This window comes from Nostoc sp. 'Peltigera membranacea cyanobiont' 210A (assembly GCF_002246015.1).
Taxonomy (GTDB): Bacteria; Cyanobacteriota; Cyanobacteriia; order Cyanobacteriales; family Nostocaceae; genus Nostoc.
Window position 1 is genome coordinate 220744 of record NZ_NOLJ01000005.1, and the last position, 14266, is coordinate 235009.

Below are 14266 nucleotides of genomic sequence, written 5' to 3' on the forward strand. Positions count from 1 at the left end.
TATTTTATATAAAAATTACAAAGCGATTATGAATGATTTTTTGCTTTACCTTCGATATATTTCTGTATCTTTCAAGTCGCAAATGCAGTACAAAGTTTCTTTCTGGCTGCAAGCCATAGGGCAGTTTTTAGTAACTGCTGTTGAATTTTTTGGAGTCTGGGCACTTTTTAGTCGTTTTAATAGTATTGGTGCGTGGACTTTAAATGAAGTTGCTCTATTTTATGGAATAATTAATATTTCTTTCGCCTGTGCTGATGCGCTTGGAAAAGGCTTTGACTCATTTACAATAATAATTAAAAGTGGAGACTTCGACCGTTTACTTGTTCGTCCACGCACCACAGCACTTCAACTTTTAGGTAAAGAATTTACTTTGAAACGAATCGGAAGATTTTTTCAAGGAACTGTTGTTATGTGGTGGTCACTTTCATCTCTCCACATCCCTTTAACTTTTAAAACTTTATGGCTTTTGGGTACTTCATTTTTTGGTGGGGTTGCGCTCTTTGTTGGCATTGTCATTATGCAAGCAACCATCACCTTCTGGACTATTGAATCTCTCGAAATTATGAATATCCTCACTTATGGAGGAGTCGAAACGGCTCAGTACCCTCTTGCAATTTATAGCAAGTGGTTTCAGCGATTCTTTACTTTCTTGATACCACTTGCTTGCGTCAGCTATTTTCCTTTGCTTGCAGTACTTGAAAAAGAAGATGCTTTTTTTGTGCCCTTGTGGTTTTGTTATGTCTCGCCAATCGCAGGGATTATCTTTCTGATGATTGCGCTTCAGCTTTGGAAAATAGGAGAGCGATACTATTGTTCTACTGGCAGCTAGTACAACAAAATTTTAACTGTGTACTCAGGTGTATTTTAAATGAGCAGATCGCACTTTTCTAAAGATTCTGATTTAATACCTTGTAGTATTGCCTGATTTCACTAAACAATGCCACAAGAAGCTCAAATGAAAAACTCCAGGAAAGGTTGGTTACGTAAAAGACTCAAAATTACTCTGATTTTCCTGTTAGTGCTAGGGCTATTGTTAGTGGGATTTTCCACCTACACTGTGCGCCAATCCTTTCCGCAAGAGAGTGGCACAATTCAACTACCTGAACTGAAAGCCGAAGTAATTGTCCAGCGTGATAAATGGGGAGTTCCCCATATTTATGCTGCCAACTCCCACGATTTATTTATGGCGCAAGGTTATATCCACGCCCAAGACCGCTTTTGGCAAATGGACTTTTGGCGACACATTGGTTCTGGGCGACTCTCAGAAATGTTTGGTTCTTCTCAAGTTGACACTGATAAATATCTGCGGACAATGGGTTGGGCAAGGGTGGCACAGCAAGAAATTCAGGAAATTAATGCAGAGATGAAGGCATATTTGGAAGCTTACGCTGATGGTGTCAATGCTTATTTGGCAGAGCATCAAGGTAGCGCCCTGAGTTTAGAATATGCTGTGCTAAAATTCCTCAATCCTGGGTATAAGCCAGAACCTTGGCAAATCTTGCATTCTCTGACTTGGGGTAAGGTAATGGCTTACGACTTGGGCAGAAATTTCGAGAGCGAAATTGAACGCGCTATTTTGCTCAAAACCCTTACTCATACTCAAGTAGAGGAGCTTTTTCCACCATACCCTCAAGACTTGCCAGTTATTTTACCTGAGTTGCAGCAAGGAGAGGGAGCAGGGAAAGGGAGGAACAAGAATGTTGAAGTACTTCTCAATTCTCCAGATATATTACCTGCTTTAGAGTCAATTACTAAGCCGATGATAGCTTTAGAAAAACTCATTGGGCCTACGGGAATAGGTATTGGCTCAAATAACTGGGTGATATCTGGTCAGCGAACCACGACAGGTAAACCTATCTTGGCGAATGACCCCCACTTAGGTGTGCAAATTCCCTCTATATGGTACGAGGTTGGTTTGCACTGCACACCGAAGAGTGCAGAATGTCCCTACAATGTTTCTGGCTTTTCCTTTGCGGGAATGATTGGGGTAATTATCGGTCATAGCGATCGCATTGCCTGGGGTGTTACCAATGTACAATCTGATGTGATGGATTTATACATCGAGAAAATCAACCCAAAAAACCCTAATCAGTATGAAGTAAATGGCAAATGGGTTGATATGCAGCTCGTGCCAGAGACGATTCAAGTAGCGGGAAGTCAGACGATTGTGCAAACGGTACGCTATACCCGACATGGGCCGATTCTCTCTGATGTTTCGCCCAATCTAAAGGATTTCAAGCCAAGTAAGTCACTAGAATTACCGCAAAATTACGCCGTAGCCCTACGCTGGACAGCCCTAGCACCTTCTAAATTAGGGTATGCCATTCCCCAAATCAATCGCGCCCAAAACTGGCAGGAATTCCGCAGTGCTGCCAGCAATTATGATGTCCCCGCTCAAAACTTGGTCTACGCTGACATTGATGGCAATATTGGCTACCAAATGCCTGGTAAATTCCCCATCCGCGCTCAGGGAGATGGGCGTTATCCCATTCCTGGTTGGACGGATGAATATGAGTGGCAAGGCTATATTGACTTTGAGAAATTGCCCAAAAATTTTAATCCATCCCAAGGTTATATTGCTACTGCCAATAATTTAGTTATGCGTGAATATCCTTACCTAATTACCGCAGACTGGGTTTATGGCTACCGAGCAAAGCGGATTGTTGAAATGATTTTACAACAAACGCAGCCAATTTCCCTGAAAGATGTACAGCAAATACAGGGTGATAATCGCAATTTAAATGCACAAACATTAGTGCCACTGCTACAATCTATCGCTGTTGATACTCCCCGCTTACAAGCAGCCCAAAAACTACTGCAAGGTTGGAATTTGCAGTTGGAAATGACATCGCCTGCCGCTGCTCTGTTTGAAGTATTCTGGAAACACTTGCTAGCAGATACGTTTCACGATCAGTTGCCTGAAAAGTACTTTCCTGATGGAGGCGATCGCTGGTATGCTGTGATCGCAAATCTGGTCAAACAGCCCAATAGTGCTTGGTGGGACAACCGCAACACCCCGAAAATTGAGAACCGCGACCAAATCCTGCGGCAGTCTTTTATAAAAGCCGTGGATGAATTAGAAGGAATTCAAAGCAAAAACCCGAACAACTGGAATTGGGGCAAGCTGCATACCATTACTTTTCGGAATGCCACCTTGGGTAAATCTGGGGTTGCACCGATTGAAGCTTTATTTAATCGTGGTGCATTTGCTACATCTGGTAACGGCGAAACAGTAAATGCTAACCGCTGGAGAGCAAATAAATCCTTTGAAGTGACTGATATTCCTTCTCTGCGGATGATTGTAGATTTGGGAAATTTGGATAACTCAGTAGCAATTCACACCCCTGGACAATCAGGACATGCTTTCCATAGCCACTACAACGATATGGTTGAACCTTGGCGCAAAACTGAATACCACCAGATGTTATGGGAATTAAAGAATGTTACAGAAAATACGACTGCCACACTGAGATTAATTCCAAAATTGGTAGAGTAAAGGACGACACGACTATCTAATTTAAAATTGGGTTATTTGCGTGTAATTACATACACGTTATCGAAAAAATGAAGTATAAAGTAACAGGGCAGAAAGAAAGTTAAAAACAGAAATAAAGATTCTTTTTAGAAAAAGTATTTTCTCTAACCATCCATTTCTACTGTCCAACTTTCACGAAACATAGTTGGAGATCATAGAACCTATGCAATGCGTATTCAAGCAAAGTTTTATACTTTCAGTTACTACTGCGATCGCTTTATTATTTGCAGGTTGTGGCGAAAGTAAAGTTGCTCAATGTAACAAAGTCATAAAGGTTGCCAATCAGGCATCTACTCTAGGTCAGGAATTCAGTAAAAATTCTAATCCAGCAAAAGGTTCTAAAGCTTTAACTGAACTTGCTGGTAAAATAGACTCACTTGCTAAAGACATGAAAGCACTAGAAGTTAAGGATGAGAAACTGCAAGGTTTTCAAGGACGTTTTCTCACACTCTATCAGAACATTAGCAAGGAATTGAATAATGCAGCAACAGCCATAGATAAAAAGAATCTACCAGCAGCAAAGGGCTTTTTGGTATCTCTGCAAAAGAGTAGTAGCGAAGAAAGTTCAATAGTCAATGAAATTAATAGTTACTGTTCTGGCAAATAATCTATTCTCCTCTGCCTGGAATCTCGATCGCAAAAATAGCAGTTAAATAGTTGGTCGATAACCACCAAAAACAGCAAAGCTAAAATTTTTGTACCAGCAATCCACATTTTGGAAGCCAGCTGCTTCTAGCCACCTAAGTTGAATATCAAGGGTTGCCATGCGATCGTATTCCATGCGTTTTTGTGCAGCTTTGAGATCCTGTTCTGAGATATTCTTGGCGCGGACAGAATCTAACCAGTGTTGACGGTAAAGTTGTTCTAAATTAGCCGTTTTGCCGAGAACTTGATCGGCGTTGATAAATATCCCTCCAGGATTGAGAACATCATAAATCCGTTGATAAAGAAGTTCTTTCTCAACATCTGACAGATGATGAATTGATAAAGCAGAGATTATCAGATTATATGAATCACCTAAATCAGTCTCAATGTAGTCACCAATTAAGATTTTGGGAGATTTACCCATTTTGCTAAATCTCACCTTAGCTTTTTCTAACATCTCAGGGGCTAAGTCTAGCAAAGTGAACTCTGCATTAGGGAATATGGACTGAACCATGCCTGAGTAAAGTCCAGTACCAGCCCCCAAATCTAGAACCTTCAGCGGTGCAGTGCGTAGGCATAGCCCGTCGTAGACATCGCCTGGGATGATTTCAACGGCTGTTTTGTAAAAGTCATCAAAACAGGGAATTAAAACTCGACGTAAGTTATCGTAATCTCCTGCGGCAGAATTAAAAGCTTCTTGAATATTCATTTTTTATTTTTAATAAAGGTAGAACTTTCTGTTTTAACAACTCAATTAAAGCTGGTTCCATATATTCATATTGACTGCTATTCATATTATATCAGCTACTTTATAGGCTAGTACAGCGCGGCGGAAATAAGCAGACCATTAAATAGCCAAAACTTTGCCCTTATATGTCCACTTAAAAGGTTTAGCCATTGTTTGGTTAAAGTAGTCGATAAACTTGAGGATTCGATTTTTCAAATCATCCTGACTGACGAAACTGGCTCTTCTGAGTAACTTGCGAACCAAAATACTGAACCAAATCTCAATTTGATTGAGCCATGAAGAATGTTTAGGAGTGTAATGCAACACAATTCGGTGTGCTGGGTCACGCAAAAAAGTCATGCGGGATTTCATTGATTTGAGGATGCCACTTTCTCCCTTAATACCCAGATCAATATCCAAACCTTCCATTTGTGCAACTAAACGAACCAGGGATTCAGACTGATGAGTGTTCAGACAATCCATAATCAGATGCCATTTTTTGGCATCTGGGTCAGTTTCAATTGTTCGGCGAACATGAAGGGTAAAATCAACTTCTGTTCTTGTATCTGAACAAGTCGGCTGGACAATTTGACCAGTAGCAACATCGAAACTGGCAATTAAGCTTTGTGTACCGTGACGGATGTACTCAAATTCTCTTCTTTCGACTTTGCCTGGTCGCATTGGCAAATCCTTTTCTAACCGTTCAGTGGCTTGAATACCTGTCATTTCATCAATGGATATTGTGCGCTCCCCCTTTATATGACGCTCAATGGCGCTGATATATAAACCAGTTATATCTTCCACTTTGGCATCAAATTCTTCGTCCACAGGGGGGGGTTAACCAGTAGCGACTCTGGTGGGGTTTAAGTTCTGCTTCTTCAAGCAATCTTCCAATATGGCGAACAGATATGCTTTCAATAATACCTTGTTTCATAATTTCGTTCGCTAGTTCTCTCGCTGTCCAATGACTTATTGACCGTCCGTAATCTTCAGGTGGAGAACAGGCCAATGCAAATAATTCGATTACTTGTTCCATACTAAATTTTACTGGTGTGCCAACACGCTCTTGATCTTGTAATTTTTGAAAAACCGATAATTCTTGACCCTCGGTTTCTAACCATCGGTTTCGCCATAAACGAGCCATCTGCCTATTAATATCTAAATTTCGGGCTATTTGTCGATGGTTTTGACCCTCAGATGCCATGAGAATTATTTTGGCTCGTATTGCTATCTGTTGCGGCGTGTTGTGCCTGTTTATCAACTTTTGCAGTTGCTCACGCTCTTCATCACTTAAATTTAATATTTTAGGAGCTAATCTAGCCACACCTTGATTCCTCCATCTGTCCCTACCAAACGGCTTTTATCCTGATTATTTATTCTCCCACCAATATGGTCTGTTTATTTCCGCCGCGCTGTACTAGCTTGTCTCTGGTTGCCTAGTTAATGATAGAGAAAAACTTACTATCTCCCTTTTCAGAAGCATTCATTAGTATCAATAATATCAACTTGCTCAAAATGTTTTTCACTCACTTCAATGATTGGCTGGCTGTAAAGCTTCTTTTGGTATAGAGTGTGCAAAATATCTTCTTTGGGTGTTGAATTAGCAAAACTTTGTAGTTGCTGAAATTTCCTATAACCGTATGCTTTAATTGGTAGCTCATTCTTTTTATAAGATGCAATTATTTCGTCTGGTGTAGATAAAATTTCTACTTCATCATTACCATCATCATCATAAAAATATCTTCTAAATATATAGTTATTTTTATCTAAGTAATGCTTAATTTCTGATAAAAAACATTGAAGATGTAAGCTTTTAAAATTTCTAAAACTATTAATTACATCTTTTAGGGGAAAATTAGGCAAACTGGATAATTTACTTACTTGAGAAACTGAATAACAAATCATTAAATCATTTGCAATATTTACCAATATATCATCAATGTTTATTTGGGATTTTAACTGAATTTTTTTATATTCTTCTTCTACAAAATCATACAAATCATTAGTTGAGCTACCTTTGTATTTACTTCTGTCTATTTTAAAATTTTCAATGATAACATTTAAAAACTTTGGCCTTATTTTCCTAATTTCTATTTCAGGTAATTCCTGACCAAGTACAGTTTGGTAATATTCTTTATGTATATCATCACCTTCATAGTTCTCATTTAGTAAGACATAGAACTGAAATGTACTAAAAAGGTCTATATAGCAGTAAAGTAATTTTTTATCATTGGTATATTTCTGTGTAAATAGAATCAGAGTATGGGTAGGATAATAACTTTCTAGTTCAGGTCGATTTAACTCTAGAAATATATCGAAACACCCTATGGGAAAGAATGGAATTACATTCTTGGAATAAATTATTTTTTCATTGTCTTGTGTTATGTCAAGACTCCTGACTAAATCTGTTCTTCTAACTCCGTGATGATACGCAAACCCTGTAGCTATCTTATTCAAACCTAAACATAATTTTTCATTGCAATTATCAATACCTTCCGTAAAATACAAAAAAAGCGACCCATTTTCTGATGATATATCTGTTATGTACTTTATTTCGTATAATTGGATATCATTTATTTGATTTTTAACTTCACTAACAACTTTATTTTTATAATTTTTTGCTATAGATTCATTAGCATAAATCTTGATTATTTTATTTTCATAGTCAACTTTGTAGTATGGCTTGACTGGACTTGCTTTCAAGTCTTTTATAATAATATTAATTTTTTCTTGTGTTTCTTTATTAAGAAAATGACCTTTTAATTCTGGGCTGTTATTTTTTCTCTCTTTCTGAACATTCTTTTTTTGTAATATTTCTGTAATTGATGCGAATATATTTACAAAATTTATATCGATTGTATCATTTAATTTATTACCACAAGCTTTACAAAGTATATTATTGGGTTTTAGCCTACCTATTAAGGCATTTTGAATAATATGTTCCTTATGTTTTAAAGCAGGTTCTTCACTAAATTTATCTTTATCTTTAAGATAAACTTTTTCATCAAACATTTCCCTGCCACACAAATAGCATAAATTCATATTCTTCTTATCAAATGAAATTAACTTTACTGAAAAAGCGAGTACCTGCTTTCAGCATAAACCTAGACTGTTTACAATACACTCAGATAAATTTGCTCAGAATTCATCGGCAAAATCCGCAACTTCCGATTTTTAAAGTCTGGTTCTAACCCTAAAACTTCCATTGTTGTTACACCTAAAAGGGCATAAGGTACTTCTGTGAGTTCCAGACAATCAAAGGTTCCTTGACGCTCTGCAATACTAAGTTCAACATCTCGGAAAATTCGCCCCTGCTTAACTCCAGCAGCAGTTTCTACCTGGGCTTCTCCACCTTGGACTAAACCTAGTTGACTAATAATGCTAGCAGGTAAACACAGCAAAGTTGCGCCCGTATCAACTAAAACATCATCCAGAGTATAAGAGCGAACTTCCTCCGAAGAAATAAAGCGTCGTTGAGCCAAAACTCGATCAATTCGATTCGTGACAGTGAGGGTAACTATTACTTGCCCCATTTGCTTACCTTGAAGATTTGGCAGTATCAGCTTACCCATTTCAGCAAACTCCTGAAAACAAAATATTTTTGAGAGATGCCTTAAAGCACAAAGACGCAAAAGCACTCTCTGCACCTCTGCGTCTCTGCGTGATATATCCCCTACTACACCATCTCAGACGAAGCTTGCACCATCTGCTGAGGCTGAGGCTGGAACATGAACAACGAGTACACGACATCTCGACGAATATTTACCATCATATCCAGGAAGAGTTCGTAACCCTCGCTCTTATATTCAATCAACGGGTCTTTTTGCCCATAACCACGCAATCCCACCGATTCACGCAAGGCATCCATTTGTTGCAGGTGTTCCCGCCACAGGGTATCAATGCGTTGCAAGATAAAGAAGCGTTCAGCTTGGCGCATCAGTCCGGGTTGAACTTGGTCAATCTGCGCTTCTTTGAGGTCGTAAGCAATTCGTACCTGTTCGTGGAGGAAGGCTTTAATTTCGCTGACTGTGATATCTTCTAATTGATTCGCTTGTAAATCCGCTAGCAAATAGACAAATTCTTTAACTTTCTCAACCAACTTTTCTAACTCCCACTCTTCCGAGGGTAAGTCTATGTTGATGTAGTAGTCAACGATGTCATCCATCGTTTTTTCAGCGTATTTAATCACCTGTTCTTTCAAGTCTTGACCTTCTAAAACTCGGCGGCGTTCAGCATAAATAGCACGACGTTGATTATTCATCACCTCGTCATACTCAAACACCTGCTTCCGAATGTCGTAGTAGTAGGTTTCAACTTTTTTCTGTGCGCCTTCCAAACTGCGGGTAAGCATCCCAGATTCGATGGGCATATCTTCTTCCACTTGGAAGGCATTCATTAACCCAGCAACGCGATCGCCACCAAAAATCCGCAGTAGGTTATCCTCTAAACTGAGGAAGAATCTCGTGGTTCCAGGGTCGCCTTGTCTTCCTGCACGTCCGCGCAACTGGTTATCAATCCGCCGTGATTCGTGGCGTTCTGTACCAATTACGTGCAAACCGCCAATTCCCACTACTTCATCATGTTCGCGGGTAGTAAATTGTTCATATTCTTGCTTGACGCGGTTGTAAGCTTCCCGCAATTTCAGAATCACAGGGTCATCGATGGGAGCTTTTTCTGCCGCCACAGCTACCTTGTCTTCTGCTTCCAATTCCGGTAAACTGCGATCGCCATACTCACGCACTGCTATTTCTACTGCATCTTTGAGTAGTTTTTCTGTTTCTTTTGTCAACTGAGTCGGAAAAATTTCTGGCGAAGCCCGCCAAGTTTTGACTTTCTTACCAGGGACAAAGCCTTGACCACTACCATGTCCTGTAGGCAACCCGGCTGCTCTTTGCACGCCAAAGGCATCTTCATCTTCTGGCATGACGATCCGGGGCATAAAGTATTCCCGCAGTTTCAGACGCGCCATATATTCGGAGTTACCACCCAGGATGATGTCTGTACCTCTACCAGCCATGTTGGTAGCAATAGTGACAGCACCTTTACGCCCTGCCTGAGCGACGATTTCCGCCTCACGTTCGACGTTTTCAGGACGGGCGTTAAGTAATTCGTGAGGAATCGCCAATTCCTTCAGCAGCCTACTCAGAAGTTCAGATTTTTCTACACTAGTGGTTCCTACTAATACAGGTCTACCGAGTTCGTGCATTTCGGCACATTCTCTAGCGATCGCCCCCCATTTGCCTGCTTCTGTCTTAAAGACCATATCAGACAAATCTTCCCGTCTGCGATCGCGGTTGGTGGGAATTACCGCAACTTCGAGTTTATAAATTTTTTCAAATTCTGGTTCTTCGGTTTTTGCCGTTCCTGTCATTCCACCGAGTTTTGGATACAGCAAGAACATATTTTGGTAAGTAATTGTCGCTAGAGTTTGAGTTTCTGGCTGAATCTCTACGTGTTCTTTCGCTTCAATCGCTTGGTGTAATCCATCACTCCAACGCCGTCCGGCTAGTACCCGACCAGTAAATTCATCCACAATTACTACTTCACCATTGCGGACGATGTAATTTACATCCTTAAGGAAAAGTTCCTTGGCTTTAATTGCATTGAAAACGAAGTGCGCCCAAGGATCTTCTGGGTCAAATAAATCTGTGACTCCTAAAAGATTTTCTGATTCCGCAAACCCTTCATCTGTCAATAGCACGTTGCGAGCTTTTTCATCTACATCGTAATGTTCGTCTTTTTTGAGTGTGAATGCTATTTCAGCGGCTTGCAGATATTTTTCTGTAGGTCTTTCTACCTGCCCAGAAATAATCAGTGGTGTCCGCGCCTCATCAACTAAAATCGAGTCCACCTCGTCAATTACGCAATAATTAAACGGGCGTTGCACCACATCTGCCATTGATGTCGCCATGTTATCCCGCAGATAGTCGAAGCCGACCTCGCTGTTGGTAACATAAGTGATATCGCAGTCGTAGTTTTTCTGGCGTTCACTAGGAGTCATGCTTGACTGAATTAGCCCCACACTCAGCCCCAAGAAGCGATGCACCTGTCCCATCCATTCAGCGTCCCGACGAGCTAGGTAATCGTTTACGGTGATGACGTGTACACCTTTACCAGTAAGGGCATTTAAGTAACTTGGCAAGGTGGCAACTAGTGTTTTACCTTCACCAGTTTTCATCTCGGCAATTTGCCCCACGTGCAAAATGATACCGCCAAGGAGTTGGACATCAAAGTGCCGCAAGCCTAATACTCGCCGTGCTGCTTCCCGGACAACGGCGTAAGCTTCTGGCAATATGTCATCTAGGGTTTCGCCTTTAGCGAGCCGTTGTTTAAATTCGACGGTTTTACCTTTTAACTCATCATCGGAAAGAACCTTAATTTCTTCCTCTAAAAGGTTAATTTCAGTAACAGAAGGTTGGTATTTTTTAAGCTTACGAGCGTTGGGGTCGCCCAACAAAAGTTTTAGCATGGCAGGTTATAGAACTGAATCAAGGGGGATGGGAATTAAAGGGTTGGCATTGATTATAAACATTTAACCCAGTCCAAACGTCTTGGTCGTGGATGGGTGTGAAATGAGAATTACCTCAAAAACAGGATAAAAACTAGCCAATCATTTAATAAACTGATTGGTTTTAACTCTTATCTTATATTTACTCTTTCTTCATAGTATCATTTTGCCCCCAGATGGGGCCAGAGAGGGTGTGGGGGAATAGAGTTAGGAGTTATGAATTTTTCAACTCCTCTACTTCTAACTCCTCACTCCTCACTTCCACTCCGCTGTCAGGCGGCGGAAATTGTAATCATTAGCACTGGGATGACAACTGACACAGCTGCCAACTTGGACGGGACGTGGTAACTCAATTCCTGGATGCAAAGCTTTGAAATAACGCGAGTTATTGACGCGATATGGCGTTTCTTCATCGTCTAGCTGCACGCGGGAGAAAGTCGAAAGATATTTCCACACCAAGATGCGTTGCGGATCGACTAAAGGCTGGAGTTGTGCGCCGTAGTGCTGCGAGTCTTGCAGGAGATTTTTCCAAGTTTGGGTAGGTAAAACGGCTGGTGGTATGGCAATGTGACATCTAGAGCAGCTTTCTAAATACAGTTCTTGCCCCAGTTGGTATTGTGCAGGTACTACGTCAACAGTGCCAATTTCAGCAGGAGGAGTCGCACTTTGGGCGTTAGTTGCCAAGGCTAGAAGCCAGCCCATAGCTAAACTCCACGTTATAATTACCAGAAGTAAACCGAAAAATTGGCGTTTGAATTCACGTTCGGCGCTTGGCTGTAGTGCTTGGCGTTGGCGTAGCCCGCCGTAGGCATCGCGGATTTTGCGCTTAACAAAAATTGACATTCCTCACATTCCCAAATATTTAAAAGTGGCGCTTGTGCTAATCATAAGACTTACGCAGTATTGGCAGTGTTTCAAATTTTGTGTAAGTAGTTTTGTCAAGCAACACATTTTTCATATCGATAACAGTAATATAAATATCTATTCAGGGCATCACTAACTAGGCAAGGAAAAATGTTCTAGTAGTTTTAACCTGACTCACTAGAAAAATCAGCCACAATATCTCGGATTTCATTTGCACCAATATCTTCTCGGTCAGATTGGGAATAAATCGTTAGTAGCAAAATACTTGTAGGTGACTCAACTTGATAAATCAATCGGTATCCAGCACTCTTACCTTTTTGGATACTACTGTTACGAACTCTCACCTTATAAACAACATATTCCTCACCAATGCCCGCAATGCGAACGCCGACAAAACTCCCTTGTTGTAATTGCTCAATAATCGGTTGAACATCAGAGCGAATATTGCGAAATCTTTTTGAAAGGTCACGCAAGTTTTGTTTATATTCAGGAGTTAAATCGATTAATACCGATGGCTGTTCATTCGGCATCAATTCCCTCCCACATTTGAGATAGTGGTAAGCGCTGCCCTGTTTTTGCTTGCTGTAAGGCTCTCCTCAAGCTAGCTTTAATCTCCTCAACAGGTGTATCATCAGGGTCAACCTCTTCTGTTTCTGCTTGTTCTGGAACTAACACAATCACCCGAACCTGATGAGGATAAGTGTTTCCCTGAATCGGCTCATCTAGAACTAGATTTCCTTGAGAATCAATCCTGCCGGTAACTTCGATCGCTTTCATTTATTGTCTACCTGATTTTGTAAGAGATCCTAACACGCCCAAATTCCGGCAGGTTCAGGAAACTTAAGTTCAGTCAAGTCTGAATATTATGAGGTATTTACTAAAATGGTGGTGCGAGGAAATTTCCCTGATAGTTTGGATGAATTGATACGCAATGTGCAAACTGACGCAGAAAGAACGGGAGTAAAAGCGTAAAAAAATATTTTCCTCAGCAAGAAATGCAGTTACCACCACCTCGGATAGCGGTTTTTGAGTTCATCGAATTCACGTTACCTTAAGGAATAGAAACCGATCGCAATAATCGCTCAACAACAGTTCTTGCATTGCGTCCTCCTCTAGGGATAAGGCGATGGCAAAGAACGTGAGGGACAAGAAATTTCACATCATCGGGAATGGTATAATCACGCCCTAATAGAAAAGCTAGCGCTTGGGCAGCCCGTTGTAATGCTAATGTGCCACGCGGACTAACACCAAGGGCGATTTCCTCATCTTGACGTGTTGCCCGTACCAATTCGAGGATGTACTGTTGCAAGGAAGTTGCCACTTTTACTTGAGAGCAGAGGTAACGCAATTTCTGTACTTCTTCCAAGGTAATACAAGGCTGTAAATCAGCAACTTTGACACCATTTTGCAGATTTTGCAGCATCAGGAGTTCTTCTGCCTCAGAAGGATAGCCCAAACTCAGCGACAACATAAACCGATCCATTTGCGCTTCCGGCAGGGGAAAAGTACCTTGATACTCGATAGGGTTTTGAGTGGCAATTACAAAGAAGGGTTGGGGAACTGCACGAGAGACACCATCGACTGTTACCTGATGTTCTTCCATAACTTCTAATAAAGCTGACTGAGTGCGGGGTGTAGCGCGATTAATTTCGTCAGCTAAGAGAATATTGGTAAAGACTGGCCCAGGAAGAAAAGTAAATTCGCCGCTTTTTGGGTTCCAGATGTTGGTGCCAGTAATGTCAGTTGGCAATAAATCGGGGGTACATTGTAACCGTTGAAACTTGCCATCCAGTGAACGAGCTAAGGATTTAGCAAGCAAGGTTTTACCAACACCAGGGACATCTTCTAGGAGAGCATGACCACCACCTAGCAATGCTACTAGCACTAAACGTATTGCCTCAGCTTTGCCAACGATGGTAAGAGCTAGATTTTGTGTTAAAGCGTCGATTTTTTCTCTCATGCGTTGTGGGGAATAGGGAGTGGGGGA

General features: G+C 40.9%; 13 protein-coding genes. 3 read left to right on the top strand and 10 right to left on the bottom strand.

Annotated features, from left to right (window positions below):
- Window positions 1-82 precede the first annotated feature (82 nt).
- The 3 genes from CDG76_RS17120 (at window position 83) to CDG76_RS17130 (ending at window position 4142) form a co-directional block, all read left to right on the top strand.
- Complete coding sequence (locus CDG76_RS17120; RefSeq protein ID WP_223265262.1) at window positions 83-829, top strand: ABC transporter permease; 747 nt, start codon at window positions 83-85, stop codon at window positions 827-829.
- A 126-nt stretch (window positions 830-955) separates the two neighbouring features.
- Window positions 956-3496, top strand: coding sequence for a penicillin acylase family protein (locus tag CDG76_RS17125; RefSeq protein WP_094350515.1), 2541 nt, complete (start codon window positions 956-958; stop codon window positions 3494-3496).
- 202 nt (window positions 3497-3698) lie between these two features.
- Window positions 3699-4142 (top strand): hypothetical protein, encoded by a 444-nt coding sequence (locus tag CDG76_RS17130; RefSeq protein WP_094350177.1) that lies wholly within the window; start codon window positions 3699-3701, stop codon window positions 4140-4142.
- A 42-nt stretch (window positions 4143-4184) separates the two neighbouring features.
- On the opposite strand, the gene CDG76_RS17135 is transcribed toward CDG76_RS17130, so the two are convergent.
- From CDG76_RS17135 to CDG76_RS17180, 10 genes are all read right to left on the bottom strand, one after another.
- Window positions 4185-4889: a class I SAM-dependent methyltransferase gene (locus CDG76_RS17135; protein ID WP_094350178.1), complete on the bottom strand. Its 705-nt coding sequence runs from the start codon at window positions 4887-4889 to the stop codon at window positions 4185-4187.
- A 138-nt stretch (window positions 4890-5027) separates the two neighbouring features.
- Window positions 5028-5735: a transposase gene (locus CDG76_RS17140; protein ID WP_223265263.1), complete on the bottom strand. Its 708-nt coding sequence runs from the start codon at window positions 5733-5735 to the stop codon at window positions 5028-5030.
- Entirely contained in the window at window positions 5719-6231 is a 513-nt protein-coding gene (locus CDG76_RS17145; protein ID WP_094350179.1) for a helix-turn-helix domain-containing protein, read from the bottom strand. The genes CDG76_RS17140 and CDG76_RS17145 overlap by 17 nt, the downstream gene beginning before the upstream one ends.
- A gap of 149 nt (window positions 6232-6380) precedes the next feature.
- Entirely contained in the window at window positions 6381-7949 is a 1569-nt protein-coding gene (locus CDG76_RS17150; RefSeq protein WP_094350180.1) for an HNH endonuclease, read from the bottom strand.
- 71 nt (window positions 7950-8020) lie between these two features.
- Complete coding sequence (locus CDG76_RS17155; RefSeq protein ID WP_094350181.1) at window positions 8021-8479, bottom strand: aspartyl protease family protein; 459 nt, start codon at window positions 8477-8479, stop codon at window positions 8021-8023.
- A 104-nt stretch (window positions 8480-8583) separates the two neighbouring features.
- The gene (gene secA, locus CDG76_RS17160) at window positions 8584-11376 is read right to left on the bottom strand and encodes a preprotein translocase subunit SecA (protein ID WP_094350182.1); all 2793 of its coding nucleotides are present in this window, start codon (window positions 11374-11376) and stop codon (window positions 8584-8586) included.
- Between the two features lie 294 nt (window positions 11377-11670).
- Entirely contained in the window at window positions 11671-12258 is a 588-nt protein-coding gene (locus CDG76_RS17165) for a cytochrome C (RefSeq protein WP_190240877.1), read from the bottom strand.
- Window positions 12259-12443: 185 nt separating this feature from the next.
- Window positions 12444-12809, bottom strand: coding sequence for a type II toxin-antitoxin system RelE/ParE family toxin (locus tag CDG76_RS17170; protein ID WP_094350183.1), 366 nt, complete (start codon window positions 12807-12809; stop codon window positions 12444-12446).
- Window positions 12799-13056, bottom strand: a complete 258-nt coding sequence (locus CDG76_RS17175) for a type II toxin-antitoxin system RelN family antitoxin (protein ID WP_094350184.1) — start codon at window positions 13054-13056, stop codon at window positions 12799-12801. The genes CDG76_RS17170 and CDG76_RS17175 overlap by 11 nt, the downstream gene beginning before the upstream one ends.
- Before the next feature lie 274 nt (window positions 13057-13330).
- Window positions 13331-14239 carry an AAA family ATPase gene (locus tag CDG76_RS17180; protein ID WP_094350518.1) on the bottom strand — a complete coding sequence of 303 codons (909 nt, stop codon included), beginning with the start codon at window positions 14237-14239 and terminating at the stop codon, window positions 13331-13333.
- Window positions 14240-14266: the final 27 nt, after the last annotated feature.

Excerpts from the sequence above, each read along its gene's own strand:
- CDG76_RS17120 (WP_223265262.1), top strand. The coding sequence starts at position 83 with ATGCAGTACAAAGTTTCTTTCTGGCTGCAAGCCATAGGGCAGTTTTTA.
- CDG76_RS17125 (WP_094350515.1), top strand. The coding sequence starts at position 956 with ATGAAAAACTCCAGGAAAGGTTGGTTACGTAAAAGACTCAAAATTACT.
- CDG76_RS17130 (WP_094350177.1), top strand. The coding sequence starts at position 3,699 with ATGCAATGCGTATTCAAGCAAAGTTTTATACTTTCAGTTACTACTGCG.
- CDG76_RS17135 (WP_094350178.1), bottom strand. The coding sequence starts at position 4,889 with ATGAATATTCAAGAAGCTTTTAATTCTGCCGCAGGAGATTACGATAAC.
- CDG76_RS17150 (WP_094350180.1), bottom strand. The coding sequence starts at position 7,949 with ATGAATTTATGCTATTTGTGTGGCAGGGAAATGTTTGATGAAAAAGTT.
- CDG76_RS17155 (WP_094350181.1), bottom strand. The coding sequence starts at position 8,479 with ATGGGTAAGCTGATACTGCCAAATCTTCAAGGTAAGCAAATGGGGCAA.
- secA (WP_094350182.1), bottom strand. The coding sequence starts at position 11,376 with ATGCTAAAACTTTTGTTGGGCGACCCCAACGCTCGTAAGCTTAAAAAA.
- CDG76_RS17165 (WP_190240877.1), bottom strand. The coding sequence starts at position 12,258 with ATGTCAATTTTTGTTAAGCGCAAAATCCGCGATGCCTACGGCGGGCTA.
- CDG76_RS17170 (WP_094350183.1), bottom strand. The coding sequence starts at position 12,809 with ATGCCGAATGAACAGCCATCGGTATTAATCGATTTAACTCCTGAATAT.
- CDG76_RS17175 (WP_094350184.1), bottom strand. The coding sequence starts at position 13,056 with ATGAAAGCGATCGAAGTTACCGGCAGGATTGATTCTCAAGGAAATCTA.
- CDG76_RS17180 (WP_094350518.1), bottom strand. The coding sequence starts at position 14,239 with ATGAGAGAAAAAATCGACGCTTTAACACAAAATCTAGCTCTTACCATC.